The following is a 20047-nucleotide window of genomic DNA, read 5'->3' on the forward strand; positions in this document are numbered from 1 at the left end:
GCAGGACGCGACCTTCATAACCGTCCGGTCGAACACTCGGGTATGAACGCTCGCGATCGTATCGTCGTCGGCATCATCTGGATCGCCGTCGCCGGGCTGATGGCGACGACCCTCGAGTTGGACGGCGGCCTGTCGGCCGGGCTGATCGCGCGGCTGCTCGTGGTTCTCGTCGCGCTGTTTCTGGCCGGCGTCTACCTGTTCGATCCCTGGGGTCTGCTCAGTCGGCAGCCGTTCCACTGACGCTGGTTCGTCGTTTCCGATTCCAGAACCGCAAAAACGAGGGGAGAGCGGCGGCGCCGTCGCCGCAGCCGCTGCAATCGCTTCAGTCGTCGGCCGGCGCGAGCGGCTCCCGATCCGTCGCGAGCAGCCGGTCGAGCGCGTCGACCATCGCCTCGACGCTCGCGCGCGTGATGTCGGCCTCGCTGCGGGCGACGGTCACCGAGCGGTCGTTGCGCGCCATCGTCACTTCGACGGTGACGACGGCGTCGGTACCGCCCGTGACGGCGTCGACGTGGTAGGACTCGAGTTCGGCGTCGGCCATCGACCCCAGCGCCTCCCGAACGGCGGAAACGGCGGCGTCGACGGGCCCTGAGCCGGTGCCGCTGGCGACGCGTTCCTCGCCGTCGACCTCGAGGCGGATGCTCGCGGTGGGGACGGAGCCCCCGCTCGTGGCGTTTAAATCGAGAAGTTCGACGACGCGCTCGCGGTCGTCCCCGGTGACGTCTTCGGCGATCGCCAGCAGGTCGGCGTCGGTGACGCGGCGACCGCGATCGCCGAGTTCGGTCACGCGGGTTGCGATCTCGGCGATCTCGTCGCCCGTCGCCTCGACGTCGTGTTCGTCGAGCGTCGCCTTCACGCCCGCGCGGCCGGTGTGTTTGCCGAGCGCGAGCCGGCGCTCGCGGCCGACCGTCTCGGGCGCGTAGGGTTCGTACATCTTGTCGTCTTTCAGCGTGCCGTCCGTGTGGATGCCGCTCTCGTGGGTGAAGGCGTTCTCCCCGATGACGGCCTTGTTCGGCGGCAGTTGGACGCCAGTCGCCCGCGAGACGATCTGTGCGAGGTCGTACAGCTCCTCGAGTTCCAGCGTTTCGACGTCGTAGACGTGCGAGAGGGCGATCGCGACCTCCTCGAGCGCCACGTTCCCGGCGCGTTCGCCGAGTCCGTTGACCGTGCAGTGCACGAGGTCGGCGCCCGAAGCCACGGCCGCGATGGCGTTGGTGACGCCCAGCCCGAGGTCGTCGTGAGTGTGAGCGCTGACAGGCCCTAACTCGGCAAGTCGGGAGACCGCCTCGGCGGTGCGCTCGGGCCCCGTGTGGCCGACGGTGTCGGCGAAGCAGGCCCGGTCTGCGCCCGCGTCGAGGGCAGTCGCCATGAGCTCCTCGAGGTAATCGAGGTCGGCCCGGGAGCCGTCCTCGCCGATAACCTCGACCCAGAGGTCGTGGTCGGTGGCGTACTCGACGAGTTCGGCGGTCGCCGCGAGGTTGTCCTCGCGGGAGGTGCCGACCTTCTCCTCGACGTGGCGGTCGCTGGCGGGAACGACGATGTGAACCCCGTCGACGTCACAGTCGAGCGCGAGGTCGATGTCGTGCTCGAGGCCGCGACAGAAGCTCGTCACTCGCGCGTCGAGGTCCAGATCGGTGACCCGCGAGATCGCCTGCCGCTCACCCGCGCCGGTACAGGCGCTGCCCGCTTCGATGACGGCGACGCCCGCGCGCTCTAACGCTCGGGCGATCTCTACTTTTTCGTCGGGCGACAGCGAGACGCCCGGCGCTTGTTCGCCGTCACGAAGCGTCGTATCGAGAAGGCGGACTGTACGATCCGATGGAATCGTCTGTTCGGTGGAGTGATTGACAGGCAAGAGTGTTGAACTGCGACTACGTTCGTCGCGGAATTTCACGCCCAGCCGGGTTGCCCCGACTTCCTCTATCCTCGTCCGGCGTTGAGAACGAATCTCGCGCCATTGTATCTCGTCCTATCGGAACACCTCGTCTTAAATGCGCCGGTTCCGTGCGGTGGTGTCCCGTGGCACGTGGTGGGGCGCCACGAATCCAGCAGCCGACGGCGGTCACTCGTCTGCGGCGTCCGAACCCACGAACAGCAACCTATCGCCGGGTTCGACGTCGTCTGCGGTGCCGGCGGGAAGTTCGATGATGGTGTCTGCCTCGCCCCGCTCGAAGCCGAGCCAGGGCCGCAGCCGCTCGACGCGCTGGACGGTACCGTCGACGAGCCAGACGACGTCGATCGGGAAGAAGACGAACAGCATGTGGACGTCTTGGGTCTCGACCGACCCGAATCGGAACGCCAGCGCGTAGTCGTCGGGAATCGAGCGGCGGAACATGAGCCCGCGCAGTTGGCTCAAAACCGAGTCCGCGAAATCGACCGTCGTCGCGAGAACCGTCGAGGAACCGTTCTCGGGCCTGTGAACGAGCTGCACTGCCGATCACTCGGCGCGGCGCCGTCAAAAAGGTCACGCCCGCGACGGGAACGAGACGGGCCGGGGATCACCGCGATCGGCGACCGCGCCCCGTCGATCGCCTACTCGTTCGCGGCGTTTCGCGTCTCGTCGTCCTCGTCGGCCTCCTGGGACTCGTTGTCCGCGTCCGAACTCGCACTCGAGGTCGGACCCTGGAACTCGAACGTTTCGCCGGCGCCGTCGGCCGGCTCGGCGTCATCGAGTTCCGCCGCGTCGTCGGACTCGAGGTCGGCCTCGTCCGTCGTCTCGACGAACGCGAGTGGGTCCTCGTCGTCGGTCTCGCCGTCTTCGGCCGTCGGTTCGGCGTCCGTGATCGGCGCGTCAGTCGGCTCTGACGCGGCCGGCTCGTTCGCCCCGTCGACCGCAGCCGCGCCGCCGGACTCGAGATCGGCGTCGAACTCGAGACCGTCGCCCTCGACGTCGGTCTCGAATCGGTCGAGCGCACCGGAGAGGCGCGTCGCCTGGTGGCTGAGCCGATCCGCGGAGGCCGACACCTCCTGCATGGAACTGGTCTGTTCCTCGGCGGCCGCGGCGACGGTCTGGGCCTCGGCGGTCGTCTCCTCGGAGATCGATGCGACTTCGTCGACCATCGCGACGACCTCCTGGGTGGCCGCCGCCTGCTCCTCGGTGGCCGAGGAGATTTCCTGCACGCCGTCGTTGGTCTCGGCTGCGTACTCGGCGATGTCGTCGAGCGCCGCGACCACGTCGGTCACGAGGTCGTTGACGCGTTCGATTTCCTCGCTGGTCCGGTCGACGACGTCGGCCGACTCCTCGGTCTGGCTCTGCAGCGCGTCGAGGCGTTCGTCGATCTCCGCGGCGGCCTCCTTCGTGTCCGCAGAGAGCTGTTTCACCTCGGACGCGACCGCGGTGAACCCTTCCGCGTCGGCGCCGTCGGCCGAGCGCGACGCCTCGATGTTGGCGTTCAGCGCGAGCATGTTCGTCTGGTCGGCGATCTCGGCGATCGTGTCGGTCAGCGACTCGATCTGGTCGATCTGGTCGCGAAGTTGCTCGAACTCGGCGACGACGTCCTCGTACTCCGTCTCGAGGTCGTCGAAGGCGTCGATCGCCGCTTCGGCCGTCTCGCGGCCGCCGCGTCCGGTTTCGGCCGTCCGCGCCGCGACGTCCGCGACGTCGTTCGAGGAGGCCGCGATCTCCTCGGTCGTCGTCGACAGCGTGTTCATCTCGGAGTCGATCGACTGCAGCGACTGGTGTTGCCGGTCGGCGCCGTCGGAAATCTCCTGGACCGACTCGCTGACCTCGCGGCTGGCCCGCTGGACCTCCTCGCTCGAGGCGGTCACTTCCTCGGAAGCCGTCGCGACGTCGGTCGCGAACTGGTTCAGGCCGGCGACGGTCGCCTCGAGGTCGGCCAGCATCGCGTTGAACTCCTCGCCGATCTCGGTCAGGGCCTCGTTCTCGCTCTCGGGCGCCATCCGGACGGTCAGGTCGCCGTCCGCGGCGTCCTGCATCACGGCGCTGTACTCGTCGGCCTTCGCCTCGAGGTGGTCGTTCATCCGCTCGACGCGCTCGCGTTCGCGCTCGGCTTCCTCGCGGGCCGCTTCGGCGTCTTCGATCTGTTCGCGAAGCGCGACGCGCATCGAGTCGAAGCCGTCGTAGAGCTGGCCGATGCTGTCGATCCGCTTCGTCTCGAGGTCGACGTCCAGGTCGCCCTCCTCCATCGCGGCCGCCTTGGACTTCAGGCGGTCGATCGACTTCGAGGTGTTGCGTCCGAGCACCGCGCCGACCGAGCCGATCAGCAGGACGACCACGGCGGTTACGCCGATCCCGTACTGGTTGACGGCATTGACGAAGCCGAAGGCGTCGGCTTCCGAGGTGTGGACGAGGACGGTCCAGCCGGCGTCGGTCGTCGCGTAGCCGACGACGTAGCTGTCGGGCGTGAACTCGTAGGGCGCACCCTGTAAGGTCTCGCTCGGCGCTCGATCGATCACGGTGGCGCCGGTGCCGCCGTTGGCCGCGGTCTCGAGGACGGCGTCGTCGCCGTAGGGTTCGAGGAAGACCGGGTCGCCCGTGTTGTACCCCAGGAAGGAGCTGTCGCCGACGATCCGTCCCTCGCCGTCGACGAGCGTCACGACGCTCGAGGAACTGTACAGGAGTCGCTCCGAGGGATTGACCGTGTAGACGAGCGCGCGGTCCTCGCTGGTCGCGACGTAGTAGGAGATCGCCGGTCGATCGGAGCGGTCACTATTGCCGAACAGTTTGTAGGGTTCGGTTCGCTGAACCTCGCCCATCAGGAGGTCGTCGTCGAGGCGGTCCCCGTCGGGGAAGTTGACCTCGTTGACGTTCTCGATGCCGACGTCTTGGCCGGTGTCAGCGATGACCTCGCCGGATGTCCGGTCGACGTAGAGGACGTGTTCCGCTTCCTCGGGAACTTCGCCGCGGAGTGAGAGCAGGTAGTCGTTGATGGCCGTTTCGTTCCCGTTCTGGACGACGGGCGCCGTCGCCGTCGACGAGAGGAACCGTTCGTGTTCCGCGATCCAGTCGTCGAGCGCCGACGCCTCCTGGCGCGCGGTCGATTCCTGATCCTCGAGGACGGAACTCTCGACGCTGTCGGTGAGCGCCCCCGTCGCAATGAGTCCCATCGCCCCGACCGAGAGGCCGAGGACGAGTAGTGCAATGCCGAACTTGAGTGCGTACCGCCGTCGAACAAATGACGGGATTAATCGCCGAAGTGGCCCGAGCATACTCACGGAAGGTAACCAATTGGTAATAGTTATGTTGGTACCCCCACTCGTTATCAGACTCGATATTCGGGCGCTGCTGCCGGCGAGTAGCGATCGGGGCAAACGAAACGATTGAACATCGTCCGCGCCGTAGATCGGGCGACCGCAATGGAGAAAACGCCACGCGGGACGCCGGTCGGCGTCGACGACCCCTACGAGTTCGCCGGCGTTTGCGACTACCTCACCGGCGAGGGGACGTGCCGCTACGCCTTCGATCACTACGAGCACGATCCCGAATTCGCCCGCGAACGCGCCAGCGACGACTACGAGTGTCCCGTCGTCGATCCCGAAACCGACTGGTCGTGGGCCGACTGTCCCCACTTCCGGTCGCGCAATCACGACCGGGAGTGCGTCCGCTGCGGCCTCGAGGAAAAGCGGATGGCCCACGACGACGAGCGGCCGCTGCTCGAGGAGCACCACCTCTCCTACGATCGGGACGGCGAGACGCTCTCTCACGAGATCACGATCTACCTCTGTCGGTGGTGTCACGCCAAGGTCCACAACTCGTGGGCCCGGATCACCGACGACGCCGCGCCCGAACCGGACGCGATCGCCGCGCTCGAGCAGCGCCGCGGCCGCGAGCAGGACGAACTGGGATTCGAGTCGGCTGCGGAGCGGTACGACGAGGACGACTAACCGGAGCGGCGGTGACCCTCGGACCGGGCGGCACTCGCTGGGCGACCGCTTACCCGCCGGCCAGCCGCACCTGTTCCTATGCAATCAGTGCTGCTCTACGGGTCCTACGGGTTCGTCGGGAACCTCGTGGCCCGAGAAGCGATCGACCGCATCCGCGACGGCGACCCCGACTTCGAGCTCCTCCTTGCGGGCCGCGACCCCGAACGGCTCCGCGAGCAGGTCGACGACCTCGGGCGCCCCGGCTACCGCTTCGCGCTCGACGATCCCGACACCGTCGCCGAGGCGCTCGAGCGAGCGGACCCCGACTGCGTGCTGAACTGCGCCGGGCCGTTCTCGAACACGGCCGAACCGCTCGTCGAGGGCTGCATCCGAACCGGCACCGACTACGTGGACATCACGGGCGAGATTCCGGTCATCGAATCGATCCGAGAGCGCGACGCCGATGCAGCGGATGCTGACGTCACGCTGCTGCCGGCCGCCGCGTTCTCCGCGGTGCCGATGGACTGTCTCGCCGCCCACCTCGTGGACCGACTCCCCGAGGCCGATACCCTCGCCGTGGGCGTGGACTCGCTGCGCCCGCCCTCCATCGGCACCGTCAGGACGGTCATCGGGGGCCTCGAGGACGGCGGCGCTATCTACCGCGACGGCCGCCTCGAGCACGTGCCGACCGCGTGGCGGACCCGCCGCATCGATTTCGGACGCGGCGAGCGCCCCGCGGTCACGATGCCGATGGGCGACGTGTCGACGGCCCACTACACGACCGGCGTGCCGAACGTCGAAGTCTACGCGCTGATGCCACAGCCCGCCCGCATCGCGCTGAAAGCACACCGCTATCTGGCGCCGCTGCTCGAACCGACGCCCGTCCGCGAGGGGCTGAAGTGGCTCGCGGGGCTGGTTCGGGAGGGCCCGGCGTCGTGGTCGCGAAAGCGGGGTTCGGCGTACGTCTGGGGCGAAGCGCGCGTCGAGGACGACGGCAGTGAGAGCGAGTTCGGCGACGACAGCGAGCCGACCGACCGCGTCGTCTCCCGACTGCAAACGCCGGACGCCTACGTCGTGACCGTCGACGCCGCGCTGGCGGCTACCGAACGCGTTCTCGAGGGCGACGCCGACGACGGATTCCGGACGCCGGCCGGCGCGTTCGGGCCGGAGTTCGTCCTCGCGCTCGAGGGCGTCGAGGGGTTCTTCGACGAGTCGAAACCGGAGTCGGAGCCGCCGGCAGTCGACGTGTCGGCGCCCTAACCCTAACCCTACTCGGGCGGCGACGAGACACCGGACGAGCGACGGGTCCCGCCGTCAGACCAGGTCTCCCTGCCCGCGAGCGGAGATGCTGTCCTCGGTCGTCGGAATGTCGCCCGTCTCCACGAGGCTCTTGAATCGACCCAGAATCCGTCCGGCGATGATCTCCGGGGCGAAGCCGAGGCGATCCATCGCCACGTCGCCGACCGCCCCACCCGGCGGCTCGTACTCGACCTCGAGCGTGGCAATCGTGCCCCGACCGCCCGGCTCCGGCTCGAACGAGATCGCGTACTCGTGGGGGACCGACGCACCTTCGCGGGCTTCCCACCGTAGTTCATCATCCTCGTCCTCGACGAGTTGGGTGTCCCACTCGAGGGTCCGGTCGAGGGGGCCCTGTACCCGCCAGCGGTGGCCGTCGCCGCCGGGGATGTCGGCAATGTCGGCGAACTCGCCGACGATACGGCTCAGCCGGTCCGGATCGCGCCAGTACGCCGCGAGCTCGTCGGCTGATTCGCCGACCGTGATGGATCGGTCGACCGTCGGCCGCTCCGCCTCGGCTGCCAGTTGCGGTTCCAGTTGGTCCGTATCGACGGCGCGGGACTCGAGCATCCGGTAGAGCCGGCTCCGGCCCGTGAGCCCCCGATAGACGAGCGCGCCGCCGGCGAATGCGGCCGCCGCACCGCCGAACGTTTCTCGTCGAAGGCCGTGCAGGACGAGCAATCCGCCCAGTGCGGCCGAGGCGACGCGCTCCCCGCGCCCGACGTTCGTCCGGGACTCCGATTCCCCCCCATCCGACGCGGTCGTTATATCCGGTGCCTCGTCGCCCGTCCGTCGATCGTGCGAAGAACTCATAGACTGTCCGCTCCGCTACGTACTCGAGCGAACATCGGCATTGGATGTTGGGGCTGCGAATGCGGGCCGTCAGTCCCGTTTACCGCTGTGCGGGCGGGGTGCTGCTGCAGGCAACAGCGGCTTTCCCCGCGGGCGCCGCTCCTCGAGTATGTGCGCCACGTTTACCGAAGACGACGTCGGCAAGACAGTCGAGGACCCCAACGGAACGGCGATCGGCGTCGTCGCAGCCGTCGAGGACGACCACGCTCTCGTCGAACCGGATCCCGGCGCCGTCGACTCGATCAAGGCGGCGCTGGGCTGGGAACAAGAGGCCGACGAGACGGTTCCGATCGCCCCCGACTCCGTCGACGTGATCACCGGCGAGGTCGTGCGCCTCGAGAGCGATCCGGCGCCGTCGTCACCGACTGACGAAGCGACGGTAACGAACGAAAGCGACGGGGACGCGGACGAGCCGGTAATCGAGCAGGACGAGGAGACCGACGGCCAGCGAAGCGCCGGCGCGTCCGGCGGCGAAGCCGACGACGCTTCCGAGCACCACGTCGGCGCCGGGAGCCCGCAGCCACAGGTCGAGGGCGAGGCCGGTGCAGATCGCCACGAGGACAACGAGGATGCGCCGCCGCACGGCGATCGAACGGTGACGCGGGAGCGCGGCGAGGAAGACGACCGCTAACAACCGATAGACGAGCGGCAGTCCCACTCCGACGAGAGTGGACGAAATCGGACCGGAAAAAGCCTCGAGACGGCTATTCTTCCCGTCATCTGGCAAGATGGCTTTTCGTCGGGTCTCGCGAGCCACTCTCATGGCAAGTGGACTGTCCGCACTCGAGCCGGGAGAATTCATCCTGCTGATCGTGTCGATCGTCGGATTGGCGCCGATACTGCTCAGGTACACGTCGGAAGCGAAGTGGTTCGCCGTCGGATACGGCTGTATCGTCGTCGGGCTTATCGCGACGAACGCGGAGGGGATCGCACTCGGTGGCGTGTTCAACGGCATCGAACACAGCGTCGGCATTATGGGTGCCGGCATCACGTTCGCGTACGCCGTCTACGACCGCCGGCAAACGCTGGTGGCCGCCGCGGATGACGCGGCCGCTGAAAGTGAGACGAACGACGGGACCGCCGCAAGCGTCGGCATCGACGCCCCGGAGGCGTAACGCGATGGTCGCAATCACCGCCCTGTTCGACGTCGTCGGCGCCGGTGCGTTCGCTATCGGGGGCGTGCTCGCAATCCGCAACTACCTCGAGTTCGAACTCGAGGACCGCCTCGACGCGTTCGAAATAATCGACGCGGCCGGCGGGGCCGCGGTCGCGACCGACCGCGGGGATCGGCGGCGTCGCGACTGACGGCGTCAGTATCGAGCGACGAACGGCCACCGGCCGACCGCTCAGTCGAGAATGTCGCCAACGCGGCGTGGTTCACCTTGCAGATTCGGCTGCTCGGCGACGATCTTCAGCACTTCGTGGTCGGTGACGTCGTAGTAGGACTTCTCCGTCGCCTCCTCGATCAACTCCCGCTCGAGGCGGAACTCGGTCCCTTCGTACACGACATCGACGCCGTCATCGTCGAACGCGAGGGTTGTCATGTCCGCTGGTACGAGATGGGGTCCTAAAAACGGGTCGGCTGGGATCGACGGGTGAAACCGCGAGACGGGTCGCCGTCCCTTGTGTCGGTCGGCCCGTTCTCGCCCCGATCGTCGAACGGCCGAGGGACGAACGAGTCACCTGTCATATGTCTGCTCTTTTGGTTGAATATCACCGAAATCGCCTACCCCCCTCAGTGGCCGTAGACACGCAATAGACGCTGTCGGGAACGTGAGCTGTAAACCAGCGAATAGTACTGTCCGTCACGCGTCAGACGACGCGCGAAGTTTATTACTGGGGGGCCATATTGGATGCGAGTGTGGCATTCAGTACGGATCCGCTAGACGAACTCGTCGTCCCCGACGGCACCGAAGCGAAGGAAGTCGCCCTCGAGACCGACGGCGACGTGCTCGTCGGCAGTCGATCGACGGTCGAGTTCGGCGTGCGCGGCCGAAACGTCATCGCCGGGGAGAGCGTCGAGTTCGGCGGCGACATCGAGGCCGAGGGCGACTGCCGACTCGACATGTGGTGTGACGTCGCGGAGAACGTGCTGGTCGGCCAGGACGCCTACATCGGCGAGCGGGTCCACATCGCCGGCAAGCTGAAAGTCGCCGGCGACTTAGACATCGGCGACGACGTCGACATCGAGGAGGGGTTCGAGGCCAACGGCTGGATCGTCATCCGGAACCCGATGCCGACGATCGTCTTCCTGTTCGTCTACCTCAAGCACCTCCTGCTCATCGGCGAGGAAGACACCGCCCAACAGCTCGTCTCGGAACTCGTCGACGACGAGGAAGCGGACGACGAGCCCGACGCGGAGCCGCTCGTGATCCCCCGAAACGCGACGGTCGGCGACGACGCCTGGCGGGTCTCGACGCCCGCGACGATCGGCGACGACTGCCGGCTCCACGGGAACGTCCGCGCCGAAACCATCGACGTCGGCGCGGACTGCAACATCTTCGGCAGTCTCCGCGCCCGCGGCGACGTTTCGGTCGGCCGTGGAACCCGAATCCACGGCGACCTCACCACGCGCGACGGCGACGTCGTCATCGACGAGGACGCCCGCGTGCTCGGCGACGTCTCCTGTCAGGATCTCACCCTCGAGCCCGGCGCCGAGGTCGACGGTACGATTCGGGCCGACGGCGAGATTACGATGGGGACGACGGAACGCGAGCAGGAGTAGGCCGAGTCGACGCTCGAGCGGGGTTTGATTCGACCGCTGGTTCGGAACTGCAACTCGAGGACGAGCGACTGCGGGCTCGAGGCTCGATTTGGAATCCCAACGGATTGGGTGACAGCGGTTAGAACGTGACTGGGGCTTATTCCCGGTCGGACTCGGAGTACGTGAGTTCGTCGCCAGCGCCGGCTACCGTCGCACTGCCCTGTGCCGGCCCGGCAGCGTCGGGGAGCCGGAACCCGCCTTCCGGCCGCGCACTGAGTTCCCGCTGGGGGTACGGAATGGCGATGTCCTCGCGATCGTAGGCCGCTTTGAGTTCGTGGACCGCCTCCCGCAGCGTCGTCCACTTCTTGTGGGCGTTCGGCTGGCGGATCCAGAACCGACACTCCAGGGTGATCGCCGAGTCGCCGAACGCCGTCGGAACGATCTGCGGTTTGGGCGCCGGTGCCACGTCGTCGACGCCTTCGATCGCCTCGAGCGCGATTTCCTCGGCGCGCTCGAGATCCGTCTCGTAGTCGACGCCGACCTCAAGGCGCAGCCGCAGCCGGTTTCGTTTGCTGCGGTTGACGACGGTGCTGCTCGAGACGTGATCGTTCGGCAGGACGATGATCTCGCCGTCGAAGCTCCGCAGGCGCGTGTTGATGATCGTGATGTCGACGACCGTCCCTTCCTTGTCGCCGATCTCGACCCAGTCGCCGATCTCGAACGGCCGCGCGAACATCAGGACGAAGCCGGCGATGAGCGAACCCAGCGTCTGGCGGGCGGCCATACCGACGACGATGCCGAGGAAGCCGGCCCCGACGAGCAGCCCGCCGAGGTCGATCGGCCACAGCGAGAGCGCGGCCAATCCGGCCGCCAGAAAGATCGTTACCTGCAGCACGCGGAAGACGACCCCCTCCTGGTGGGCCGTCACGTAGGTCGCGTCCGCGAGCCACTCGTCCAGACGCTGCTCGAGGTATCGGGTGCCGACGATGGCGCCGGCCAGCAGGCCGATCGTCAGGACGAGACGACCGAAGACGGGGAAGACGGTCGCGAGTAGATCGAGCGCCCGATCCGCGAGGTCCGGTCGGTCCCAGACGAACAGCAGGAGCAGTCCGGTCGTCCCGAGGACGACCGCCTGCAGCGTCCGAATCACCGCCCGCATCGGGAACGGAACGTCGGTCACCTCGTCGATCGTCTCGAGGATGCTGCCGGCCTCGCTCTCTCGGAGCCGCCGACCGACGTACCCTACCGTCCGGCGGACGGCGATCGGCGCGACGACGAACCCGGTCACGAGGGCGAGCGCGATGACGCCGGCGCTGACGGCAAGCCGCCCCTCGGTCGAGGTGATCGCCTCGAGCGTCGTCTGAATCGTCTCGACGTGTTCGAACACTGGTGACAGTCGTCCGGACCGTACGGGCGGCCGGTATATCTGACTGGTGGCCCCATCGAAGGAGTCGGTAGGGCGGCCCCGGCCAAACTGCGTTATACAATCACTAACAATGATTACGGTCGAGCGCGTACCGTCTCCAGTGGCGCTCATCGTCGAGTTCGAGCTCCGGACGCCCATTCTGCGGGAAGCGGCGCAGGCAGCCCGGAAGCTCCGCCTCGAGGAGGTGTACGGCACCGAGTCCGGAGAGCCGAAACTGCTCTTCTGGGCGACGGTCGACGACAGCGACGCCTTCGAGGCAGCGCTGGACGACGATCCGAGCGTTCGGCGAGACACGCCGCTCGAGACGGCGTCGGACCGGCGTCTGTACAGCGTCGCGTTGACCGACGACGCGGCGGCGCGACTCACCTATCCTGCCGCGGCCAAACACGACGTTGCGATCCTCGAGATCGTCGTCACCGACGAGACGGTCGTGCGCGCCCGCGTCCCCTCCCGCGACGCGCTGCAGGCCTACCGCGACCGCTGTCTCGAGCGAGGCGTCGGCTTCCGCCTGCAGCGACTGTATCCCGAACGGGATCCCGACGCCGACGGCGACCGCTACGGGGTTACCGAACCACAGCGCGAGGCGCTCCGTACCGCTCACTCGGCGGGATACTTCACCGTGCCGCGGGAGACGACGCTGTCGGAGCTCGCACCGGAGTTCGACATCACCGATCAGGCGCTGTCCGCGCGGCTTCGTCGCGGGCAGGCGAACCTGCTCGAGAACACGCTGGCCGACGACACTACGTAACGGATTGCGGGTCAATGCGATCCAGCGCGCTGGACGCGCTGTTCGCCGCGCCTGACGCAGCCGATTGCGCCGCGCGACGATCGGCGCCGTGACCTTCACTTATGCGGACCGGCGCATCACCGTCGAGACGCCCGGCCGAATCGAACTGATTCCTCTCGAGTCGTCTCCTCTCGATCGGCAAAAACGGCTGCGGCGTTAGTAAATCAGTTCGTCGTCGTTTTCGGCCATGTACAGCGTCCGCGCGGCGATGTTGACCGCGTGGTCGCCGACCCGCTCTAGGTCCCGAATCGTCAGCAGGAGCCGTGAGACGTCCTGCAGCAGCCGTTCGACCTCCTCGGGCTCCTCGAGTTCCCGCTCGATGAGGTCGCGGACGACGATCTCGCTCGCCCGTTCGGCGAACTGGTCGAGGTCGTCGTCGCGGGCCGCGATTTCCCGGCAAGTATCCGTGTTTTCGGTGTCGTAGGCTAACATCGCCTCCTCGATCATGTCGAGGGTCATCTCGCCCATCTCCTGGACGTCGACGTCCGGGAAGAGGTTCTCCTCGGCCTCGAGGGTGTACTCGCCGAGATTGACCGCGAGGTCGGCGATCCGCTCCAAGTCCGTCGTGATCTTGAACGAGGCTGCGATAAACCGCAGGTCGCTCGCGACGGGCTGCTGGAGCGCCAGCAGGTCGATACAGTCCTGCTCGAGGTCGAGGTACATTCGGTTGATCTCGCCGTCGCCCTCGATGACCTCCCGGGCGAGGTCTTCGTCTTTCTGCTCGAGCGCGTCCAGTCCCATGCGGAGCCGTTCCATGACGACTTCGCTCATGTAGAGGATATCCTCGCGGAGTTCCGCGAGTTGTTCCTGATAAGATTTCCGAGCCATAGTCCAGAAACGGCGGGCGTCACTGATAAAGGTTGTAGGCCGAACCGACGACGGAGTGGCGAGGAGGGGGCCGATGATCGACGGTCGACGATCGGCGACGACGAGCCGGCAAGTCATCGAGCCGACAAGCCGTCGAGCCTGCGGGTCCGGCTACCCGAATTTCCCGGTGATGTAGTCCTCGACGCGGTCGCTCTCGGGGTTCTCGAAGATCTTGTCCGTGTCGTCGAACTCCACGAGGTGGCCGCCGGTCAGGAAGACGGCGGTCTTGTCCGAGATTCGGGCGGCCTGCTGCATGTTGTGCGTGACGATGATGACCGTGTACTCCTCGGCGAGTTCCTCGACGAGGTCCTCGATCTTCGAGGTCGCGACGGGGTCCAGCGCCGAGGCCGGTTCGTCCATGAGGATGACCTCCGGGTCCGGTGCGATCGCGCGAGCGATGCAGAGACGCTGTTGTTGCCCGCCGGAGAGATCCAGCCCGCTCGAGTCGAGTTGGTCCTCGACTTCCTCGAGCAGCGCCGCCCGCTCGAGGGCAGTGTGGACCTTCTCGTCGAGGTTCTCGTCCTGACCCTGAACGCGGAGGCCGTAGGCGACGTTGTCGTAGATGCTCTTCGGGAAGGGATTCGGTTTCTGGAAGACCATGCCGATCTTCCGCCGCAGGGCGACGGGATCGACGTCCTCGTCGTAGACGTTCTTCTCGCGGAAGAACAGGTCGCCCTCGACGCGGGCGATGTCGATGAGGTCGTTCATCCGGTTGATCGAGCGCAAGAACGTCGACTTTCCGCAGCCGGAGGGGCCGATCAGCGCCGTCACCTGCTCCTCGGGGATCTCGAGGTTGATCCCGTGGAGGGCCTGATCGTCACCGTAGTAGACGTCGAGATCCCGCGCCTCGATAACGGGGTCGACGATGTCTGGTGAGCCAAGCGGCGCGTCGCCGGTCGTCGATTCCGTCCGAGCGCCGTCGGACTCGGACGTCGATACGGTTCGTTGGCCGCCGCCGTTCGCGGTCATATGGGGTACCTGAAGCTTGGGCGTCGGGCAGTTACCAGTTCCGGAATCCGTCTCGGCCGTCTCGACTCAGACGCCCGCAGGGACCGAACTGCCGGCACGGTCGGCACCGTCACCGGGAACGAGCGGGAGCTCGAGTACGACCGTCGCGCCCTGGAGCCCGCCGCCGCTGATTGCGTCGCGGTCGCCGGCGTCGTCGGTGCCGACCGCATCGGCGTCGACGGCGGAGCCGTGACCGCTGCCGTCCGCAGCCGTTCCGCACGGAATGACGAGCCGACCGTCGTATCGGCTGCAGATCCAGTCGACCAGCCACAGACCGATGCCGCCGGTATGATTGACCTGCGACATCGCGCGCTCGCCGGTGATAACCGACACCTCGTCCGCCGTGATGCCCGGGCCGTCGTCGGCGACGATGACCAGAATCCGGTCGGTTTCGATATCGACGTCAATCGTTACGACGACGGTCGGCGACGCGCCGGCGTGATCGACGACGTTCGCGAGCAGTTCGTCGATCGCGATCGCGATCTCGTCGCCGCAGGCCGCGACCGCCCGATCCGGGCCGCTGACGGTGACGTTCTCGAGCGATCGTCGTGGATCATCCTCTTCAGCGCTGTCGGCGAATTCGGCGACTCGCTCGCGGACGAGCGTCGCAACGTCGGTTCGTGGGGGCTCGTCTTCTGCTGCGACTGCGACCGGATCGAGTAACCCCTCGGTCAGTCGCGCCCGGTCCCCGAGTTCGAGCAGGTCCCGGGCCGTTCGCCGGATCTCCGCCGCTGCTTCCCGGTCGTCGTCCGCGAGCGACGCCTCGAGATCGCTCGCGCGGCCGATAACGATGTTTAAGTTATTGCGCAGGTTGTGCCGCAGGATGCGGTTGAGCACGAGCAGCATCTGCTCGCGGCGGCCGAGGGCCGCGCCGAGCCGGGCCAGCGCGTCGTCGATCCGGCGCCACTCGGCGGAACCGCTGATGGACGGTCCCGCCTCGTACTCCCGTCGCTCGAGCGCGTGGACCCGCTCGAGGAGCCGACCGATCCGGCGCACCTGCGAGCGGTAGATCCAGACGCCGAACGCGATTACCGCCCCAAGCAGCGTCACACCGGAGACGACCTGCAGCGTCACGAGATTGATACTGGGCGACACGATCGCTGCCCGGTCGCGATATGTGGTGACCGTCCAGTCGACGCTCTCGAGGTCGGCCTCGGCGCTGATGGTTTCGCTCGGGTTCTCGATTTCGGCGTCCGTTCCGCCGTCGATCCCCTCGCCGGCCTCACCTTCGCCCTCGACCGTCGAAAACAGGACCTCGCCGTTCGCGCTGACCGTCGTTGTAGCCCGCTCGTCGCGGAGCGGGTCGAACAGATCGGTCCCGTGAAGGTGGTACGTTCCGGTCAGCGCACCGACGACCTCTCCGTCCGAACGGATCGGCGCGGTGATCGCCACGACCCGATTTCCCGTTTCGGCGCGGAACGGCTCGCTGACGTACTGTTCTCCCTCGAGCGTTCGCTGCACGTACTTCCTGTCGCCGATGTCCATTCCCATGACGTCCATCGACTCGCCGTGGTCGGTGACGAGCCACTGGACGCTGCCCGTTTCATCGACGACCGACGCCCCCTGGAAATTCGAGTGGTCGACGAACGCCTCGAGCGATTGCCGCTGTTTGGTGCTTCCGTGGGCCGTAAACGCCGGATTCGTCGCGCCGACTGCCACCGTTCGCCGGTGGGTTCGTATCCGATCGTCCAATATCGCCGCCGAGCGGTCAGCGCGGTCGGCAACCGCCGCTTCCTGACTCTCCGCGACGTCCGTTCGATGGGCGGTAAACGTCACCGCGAGTACGGCTCCCGATACGAGTAGCACGAAGAGAAACGCGACGACGTACCGGTGAGCCAGTCTCATGCGTGCGTACTCCGACCGTAGTTATCAAGCCCACATTATATTTGTGGCTATGCTGATAACTGCTTGGCAGATACGATCACACCGAAGTTCGGCTCGAACGGAGTGTACCGACACCCGATCGAAACGAATCGATGACTGTCGAAAAGCAGCGGCCCGACTGATGGACAACGGCTCGTCCGATGAACAGCGACCTGTCGATGGACAGCGACCGGTCCGATGAACAACGGCCGCCGACGCTATCCGTTAGCCGGCAACGCGGCTCTCGATTGCGGGCCTACCCCCGCGTATCGTACCGGTTTCGGAGGAGGATCGCAATCGAGTTGATCGTCAGCAGGACGACCAGCAGCGTGACGACGCCGGCCGCGACGACACCGTACTGGAATTCGGTTTCGGGGTACGACGCCCAGTTGTAGATCTGCAGCGGCATCGCGCTGACCTTGCTCAGGAGGCTGTTGGGCACCCCGAAGACGGTCGTCGGCGCGGCGATCATGATCAGCGGCGCCGTCTCCCCGATTGCGCGCCCGAGCGCGAGGATCGTCCCGGTCAGGATACCGGGCATCGCCCGCGGGAGGACGACGTTACGGATCGTCTGCCACTTCGTCGCACCCATCCCGTAGGAGGCCTGGCGCTGGGAATCCGGTACCGAGCGGATCGCCTCCTGGGCCGAGATAATCACGATCGGCAGGATGAGCAAGGCGACGGTAAACGCCGCGACGAACACCGTCCCGTAGCCGAGGCCCAGCAGGCTGACGAACAGCCCCAGCCCCAACAGGCCGTAGACGACCGACGGCACGCCCGCGAGGTTCGCGATGTTGAGCTGGATGAACTTCGTGAGGTAGCCGTCGTCGGCGTACTCCTCGAGGTAGACGGCGGCGCCGACGCCGAGCGGGAACGTGATCAGCGCGATCAGCAGCATGATCGCGATGGAGCCGACCAACGCCGGCAGGAACCCGGCCTCGTACGGATCGGGATGGGGCGGGTTCGTGAGGAAGCCCCAGTCGAGCCAGCCGATGGCGTCGACGGCGACGTTCGCCAGCAGGGCCGCAAGCGAGACGATGCCGATCAGCGTCGCCGCCAGCGCGAGGAGGCGGAAGGCGACGTCTTTCGTGCGGCTCACCTGCCCGAATCCGGACTGGGAGCCGGCACTGGCGCCGGCCTCGGACGTATCGGCGGCCATCAGCGGTACACCTCCCGGTAGCGCGACGCGACGAGTTCACTGATCAGATTCATGGCGAACGTGATGACGAACAGCGTCAATCCGACCGCAAAGAGGCTCTTGTACGCCGGTCCCTGTCCGACGAGGTCGCCCGTCCCGATCTGGACCATGGCGGCGGTCATCGTCTGGACCGAGTTCGTGAACAGGCCCGCCGGATCGGTCAGATCGATCAGCCGCGGCGTCTGGCCCGCGGCGATGGCGACGATCATCGTCTCGCCGATCGCCCGCGACAGTGCGAGGATGAACGACGAGAAGATCCCCGACAGCGCCGCCGGCACGACGACGGACGTCGAGACGGTGAACTTGGTCGCGCCGAGGCCGTAACTGGCCTGTCGGAGCGAATCCGGAACGGCGCTCATGGCGTCCTCGCTGATCGAGGAGACCATCGGGATGATCATGATCCCGACCATGATCGACGCCGACAGCGCGTTAAACGTCGACAGGTTGACCGGCAGGACCGTATCCAGCGCCGGCGTCACGTAGACGAGCGCGAAGTAGCCGTAGACGACCGTCGGCACGCCCGCAAGCACCTCGAGCGCAGGTTTGAGGTAGGAGCGCTGGCGATCGGAGGCGTACTCGCTCAGGTAGATCGCCGTCAGCAGCCCGATCGGCAGCGCGACCAGCGCCGAGCCGACGGTGATGACGAGCGTCCCCGAGACCAGCGGCAACACGCCGAACGAAACCGGATCGTGCGTCGGGTTCCACTCCGTTCCGGTGAGGAACTCGACGAGCGAGACCTGCGCGAAGAAATCAACCGCGTCGACGAGCAGCGTGAGGACGATCGCCGCCGTCGTCATGATCGACAGCAGCGCACACAGCAGGAAGAGATAGCGGAAGACGGTCCCGCGGAGCGTTCGAATATTGTCGTGCGAGAAATCCGGTTGTGGCTGGCTCATGCGGTCACCTCCGCGATCGCATCCTCGAGGCGCTCGAGGTTTTCGTCGCGCTTGTCCTCGGTGATCGGTACGTAGCCGACGTCGGCGACGAGATCGGTCGCGGCCCGTTCCATGTAGAAGCGAGCGAAGTCGCGGACCGCGGGTTCGGTCAGCGATTCCTTCGCGACGTAGATGTACAGCGGTCGCGAGAGCGGGGTGTACTCGCCGCTCATGGCGGTCTCGAGCGAGGGCGGGGTACAGCCATCGCCGTCGTCGATCGCGATCGCTTTGATCGAATCGGGGTTTTCACTGTAGTACGAGAAGCCGAAGTATCCCATCGCGGCTTCCGAGCCCTGGACCCCCTGAACGATCGTGCGGTCGCGCTCGGTTGCGTAGTAGTCGCTCCGGTGATTGGCCTCCTCGCCGAGAACGGCCTCGTTGAAGTAGTCGAACGTCCCCGACGTCGTCGCGGCGCCGTACAGTTCGACTTCCTGGTCGGGCCAGTCGTCGTTAACGTCGCTCCATCGCTCGACGCTGCTATCGGCGCTCCAGATCTCGCGGAGTTCCTCGACGGTGAGACAGTCGATCCAATCGGCGTTCGGATTGACGACCACCGTCAGCGCGTCCGTTGCCACCTGAAACTCCATCGGTGTGATCTCGTTTTCCCCACACTGTTCGATTTCGGCGTCGGCGATCGCCCGGCTCGCGTTGTTAATGTCGGTCCGACCCGCACAGAAGAAGTTCCCGAACCCGCCACCGGTACCGGTCTTACTGATCGAGACGTTGATGGTCGGGTTTTCTTCCGAGAAGGCGGAACCGACGGCCTCGGTCACGGGGAAGACCGTACTGCTCCCCGCGATGTTTACCTGGCTGCCCTCGGCGGCAAACACTCCGGAACAGCCCGCGAGGCTGCCGGAAAGGGCAACGCTCGCCGCGGCGAGAAAATCACGCCGACCGAGATCGGTCGGCAGCGACGCCGTGGTTTCTCTCGACATCATCGGATCGAAGAGCTACAGTAGGTAAGTAGACTACTATGATTGCTATATAGTGGTATGTAACACATGGAGCGAGTGTCAGCACCGCGACTGGTACCCGTTTCAGGATAGTCAACGGGTACGTGTGATAATTGTCGACACAGGTGTCGAGAAAATGTGGGTCGCCCAGGAGGCAGAACGGTACACTCACGGATTGCACGACGATAGCGCCCTTCAGAGCGACAAACGACCGCATACAGAGCAAAGAGTGTCCTCAGAGGGCGACGCTACCGAGGGATGTGACGAGACGAAGACGCGAACTCAGAGTCAGCTCCGTTCGAGAAGAAGATGTTGGCTCGAGAGGAACGATATCG

Annotated in this window: 20 protein-coding genes; 8 read left to right on the forward strand and 12 right to left on the reverse strand. The window is 66.4% G+C overall.

Features of this window, described 5'->3' with window-relative positions; genetic code table 11:
* Window positions 1-42: 42 nt before the first annotated feature.
* Window positions 43-240: a hypothetical protein gene (locus tag ATJ93_RS08940; protein ID WP_120244312.1), complete on the forward strand. Its 198-nt coding sequence runs from the start codon at window positions 43-45 to the stop codon at window positions 238-240.
* Between the two features lie 82 nt (window positions 241-322).
* On the opposite strand, the gene ATJ93_RS08945 is transcribed toward ATJ93_RS08940, so the two are convergent.
* From ATJ93_RS08945 to ATJ93_RS08955, 3 genes are all read right to left on the reverse strand, one after another.
* On the reverse strand, window positions 323-1855 hold the full coding sequence (locus tag ATJ93_RS08945; RefSeq protein ID WP_120244313.1) for a (R)-citramalate synthase: 1533 nt from the start codon (window positions 1853-1855) through the stop codon (window positions 323-325).
* Between the two features lie 207 nt (window positions 1856-2062).
* Window positions 2063-2431, reverse strand: coding sequence for a DUF192 domain-containing protein (locus ATJ93_RS08950; RefSeq protein WP_120244314.1), 369 nt, complete (start codon window positions 2429-2431; stop codon window positions 2063-2065).
* A 101-nt stretch (window positions 2432-2532) separates the two neighbouring features.
* Window positions 2533-5169: a methyl-accepting chemotaxis protein gene (locus tag ATJ93_RS08955; protein ID WP_120244315.1), complete on the reverse strand. Its 2637-nt coding sequence runs from the start codon at window positions 5167-5169 to the stop codon at window positions 2533-2535.
* A 147-nt stretch (window positions 5170-5316) separates the two neighbouring features.
* On the opposite strand from ATJ93_RS08955, the gene ATJ93_RS08960 reads away from it, so the two are divergent.
* Window positions 5317-5844, forward strand: coding sequence for a DUF7097 family protein (locus tag ATJ93_RS08960; RefSeq protein WP_120245228.1), 528 nt, complete (start codon window positions 5317-5319; stop codon window positions 5842-5844).
* Between the two features lie 78 nt (window positions 5845-5922).
* Window positions 5923-7083, forward strand: a complete 1161-nt coding sequence (locus ATJ93_RS08965) for a saccharopine dehydrogenase family protein (protein ID WP_120244316.1) — start codon at window positions 5923-5925, stop codon at window positions 7081-7083.
* A 54-nt stretch (window positions 7084-7137) separates the two neighbouring features.
* On the opposite strand, the gene ATJ93_RS08970 is transcribed toward ATJ93_RS08965, so the two are convergent.
* Entirely contained in the window at window positions 7138-7932 is a 795-nt protein-coding gene (locus ATJ93_RS08970) for an SRPBCC family protein (protein WP_120244317.1), read from the reverse strand.
* A gap of 148 nt (window positions 7933-8080) precedes the next feature.
* On the opposite strand from ATJ93_RS08970, the gene ATJ93_RS08975 reads away from it, so the two are divergent.
* The 3 genes from ATJ93_RS08975 (at window position 8081) to ATJ93_RS08985 (ending at window position 9276) form a co-directional block, all read left to right on the forward strand.
* On the forward strand, window positions 8081-8602 hold the full coding sequence (locus ATJ93_RS08975; RefSeq protein ID WP_120244318.1) for a hypothetical protein: 522 nt from the start codon (window positions 8081-8083) through the stop codon (window positions 8600-8602).
* 130 nt (window positions 8603-8732) lie between these two features.
* Window positions 8733-9086: a hypothetical protein gene (locus ATJ93_RS08980; RefSeq protein ID WP_120244319.1), complete on the forward strand. Its 354-nt coding sequence runs from the start codon at window positions 8733-8735 to the stop codon at window positions 9084-9086.
* Between the two features lie 4 nt (window positions 9087-9090).
* Window positions 9091-9276 carry a hypothetical protein gene (locus ATJ93_RS08985; RefSeq protein ID WP_120244320.1) on the forward strand — a complete coding sequence of 62 codons (186 nt, stop codon included), beginning with the start codon at window positions 9091-9093 and terminating at the stop codon, window positions 9274-9276.
* Between the two features lie 41 nt (window positions 9277-9317).
* Here the strand turns inward: ATJ93_RS08985 and ATJ93_RS08990 are convergent, their stop codons facing one another.
* The gene (locus ATJ93_RS08990; protein WP_013878228.1) at window positions 9318-9515 is read right to left on the reverse strand and encodes a DUF5800 family protein; all 198 of its coding nucleotides are present in this window, start codon (window positions 9513-9515) and stop codon (window positions 9318-9320) included.
* A gap of 317 nt (window positions 9516-9832) precedes the next feature.
* On the opposite strand from ATJ93_RS08990, the gene ATJ93_RS08995 reads away from it, so the two are divergent.
* Window positions 9833-10696: a polymer-forming cytoskeletal protein gene (locus tag ATJ93_RS08995; RefSeq protein ID WP_120244321.1), complete on the forward strand. Its 864-nt coding sequence runs from the start codon at window positions 9833-9835 to the stop codon at window positions 10694-10696.
* A gap of 136 nt (window positions 10697-10832) precedes the next feature.
* Here ATJ93_RS08995 and ATJ93_RS09000 read toward each other — a convergent pair whose 3' ends face one another.
* Window positions 10833-12062, reverse strand: coding sequence for a mechanosensitive ion channel family protein (locus ATJ93_RS09000; protein ID WP_120244322.1), 1230 nt, complete (start codon window positions 12060-12062; stop codon window positions 10833-10835).
* Window positions 12063-12201: 139 nt separating this feature from the next.
* On the opposite strand from ATJ93_RS09000, the gene ATJ93_RS09005 reads away from it, so the two are divergent.
* Window positions 12202-12849: a helix-turn-helix domain-containing protein gene (locus ATJ93_RS09005; protein ID WP_120244323.1), complete on the forward strand. Its 648-nt coding sequence runs from the start codon at window positions 12202-12204 to the stop codon at window positions 12847-12849.
* 195 nt (window positions 12850-13044) lie between these two features.
* Here the strand turns inward: ATJ93_RS09005 and phoU are convergent, their stop codons facing one another.
* The 6 genes from phoU to ATJ93_RS09035 form a co-directional block, all read right to left on the reverse strand.
* Window positions 13045-13716 carry a phosphate signaling complex protein PhoU gene (gene phoU / locus ATJ93_RS09010; RefSeq protein WP_120244324.1) on the reverse strand — a complete coding sequence of 224 codons (672 nt, stop codon included), beginning with the start codon at window positions 13714-13716 and terminating at the stop codon, window positions 13045-13047.
* A gap of 150 nt (window positions 13717-13866) precedes the next feature.
* A complete protein-coding gene (pstB, locus tag ATJ93_RS09015) occupies window positions 13867-14724 on the reverse strand; it encodes a phosphate ABC transporter ATP-binding protein PstB (protein ID WP_120244325.1) in 858 nt (285 codons plus the stop codon).
* A 66-nt stretch (window positions 14725-14790) separates the two neighbouring features.
* On the reverse strand, window positions 14791-16608 hold the full coding sequence (locus ATJ93_RS09020) for a cache domain-containing sensor histidine kinase (protein ID WP_120244326.1): 1818 nt from the start codon (window positions 16606-16608) through the stop codon (window positions 14791-14793).
* Window positions 16609-16882: 274 nt separating this feature from the next.
* On the reverse strand, window positions 16883-17785 hold the full coding sequence (gene pstA / locus ATJ93_RS09025; RefSeq protein ID WP_120244327.1) for a phosphate ABC transporter permease PstA: 903 nt from the start codon (window positions 17783-17785) through the stop codon (window positions 16883-16885).
* Window positions 17785-18720: a phosphate ABC transporter permease subunit PstC gene (gene pstC / locus ATJ93_RS09030; protein WP_120244328.1), complete on the reverse strand. Its 936-nt coding sequence runs from the start codon at window positions 18718-18720 to the stop codon at window positions 17785-17787. The genes pstA and pstC overlap by 1 nt, the downstream gene beginning before the upstream one ends.
* The gene (locus ATJ93_RS09035; protein WP_120245229.1) at window positions 18717-19694 is read right to left on the reverse strand and encodes a PstS family phosphate ABC transporter substrate-binding protein; all 978 of its coding nucleotides are present in this window, start codon (window positions 19692-19694) and stop codon (window positions 18717-18719) included. Before ATJ93_RS09035 ends, pstC begins: the two co-directional genes overlap by 4 nt.
* Window positions 19695-20047: the final 353 nt, after the last annotated feature.

Origin of the sequence: Halopiger aswanensis, assembly GCF_003610195.1 — an archaeon.
GTDB lineage: Archaea > Halobacteriota > Halobacteria > Halobacteriales > Natrialbaceae > Halopiger > Halopiger aswanensis.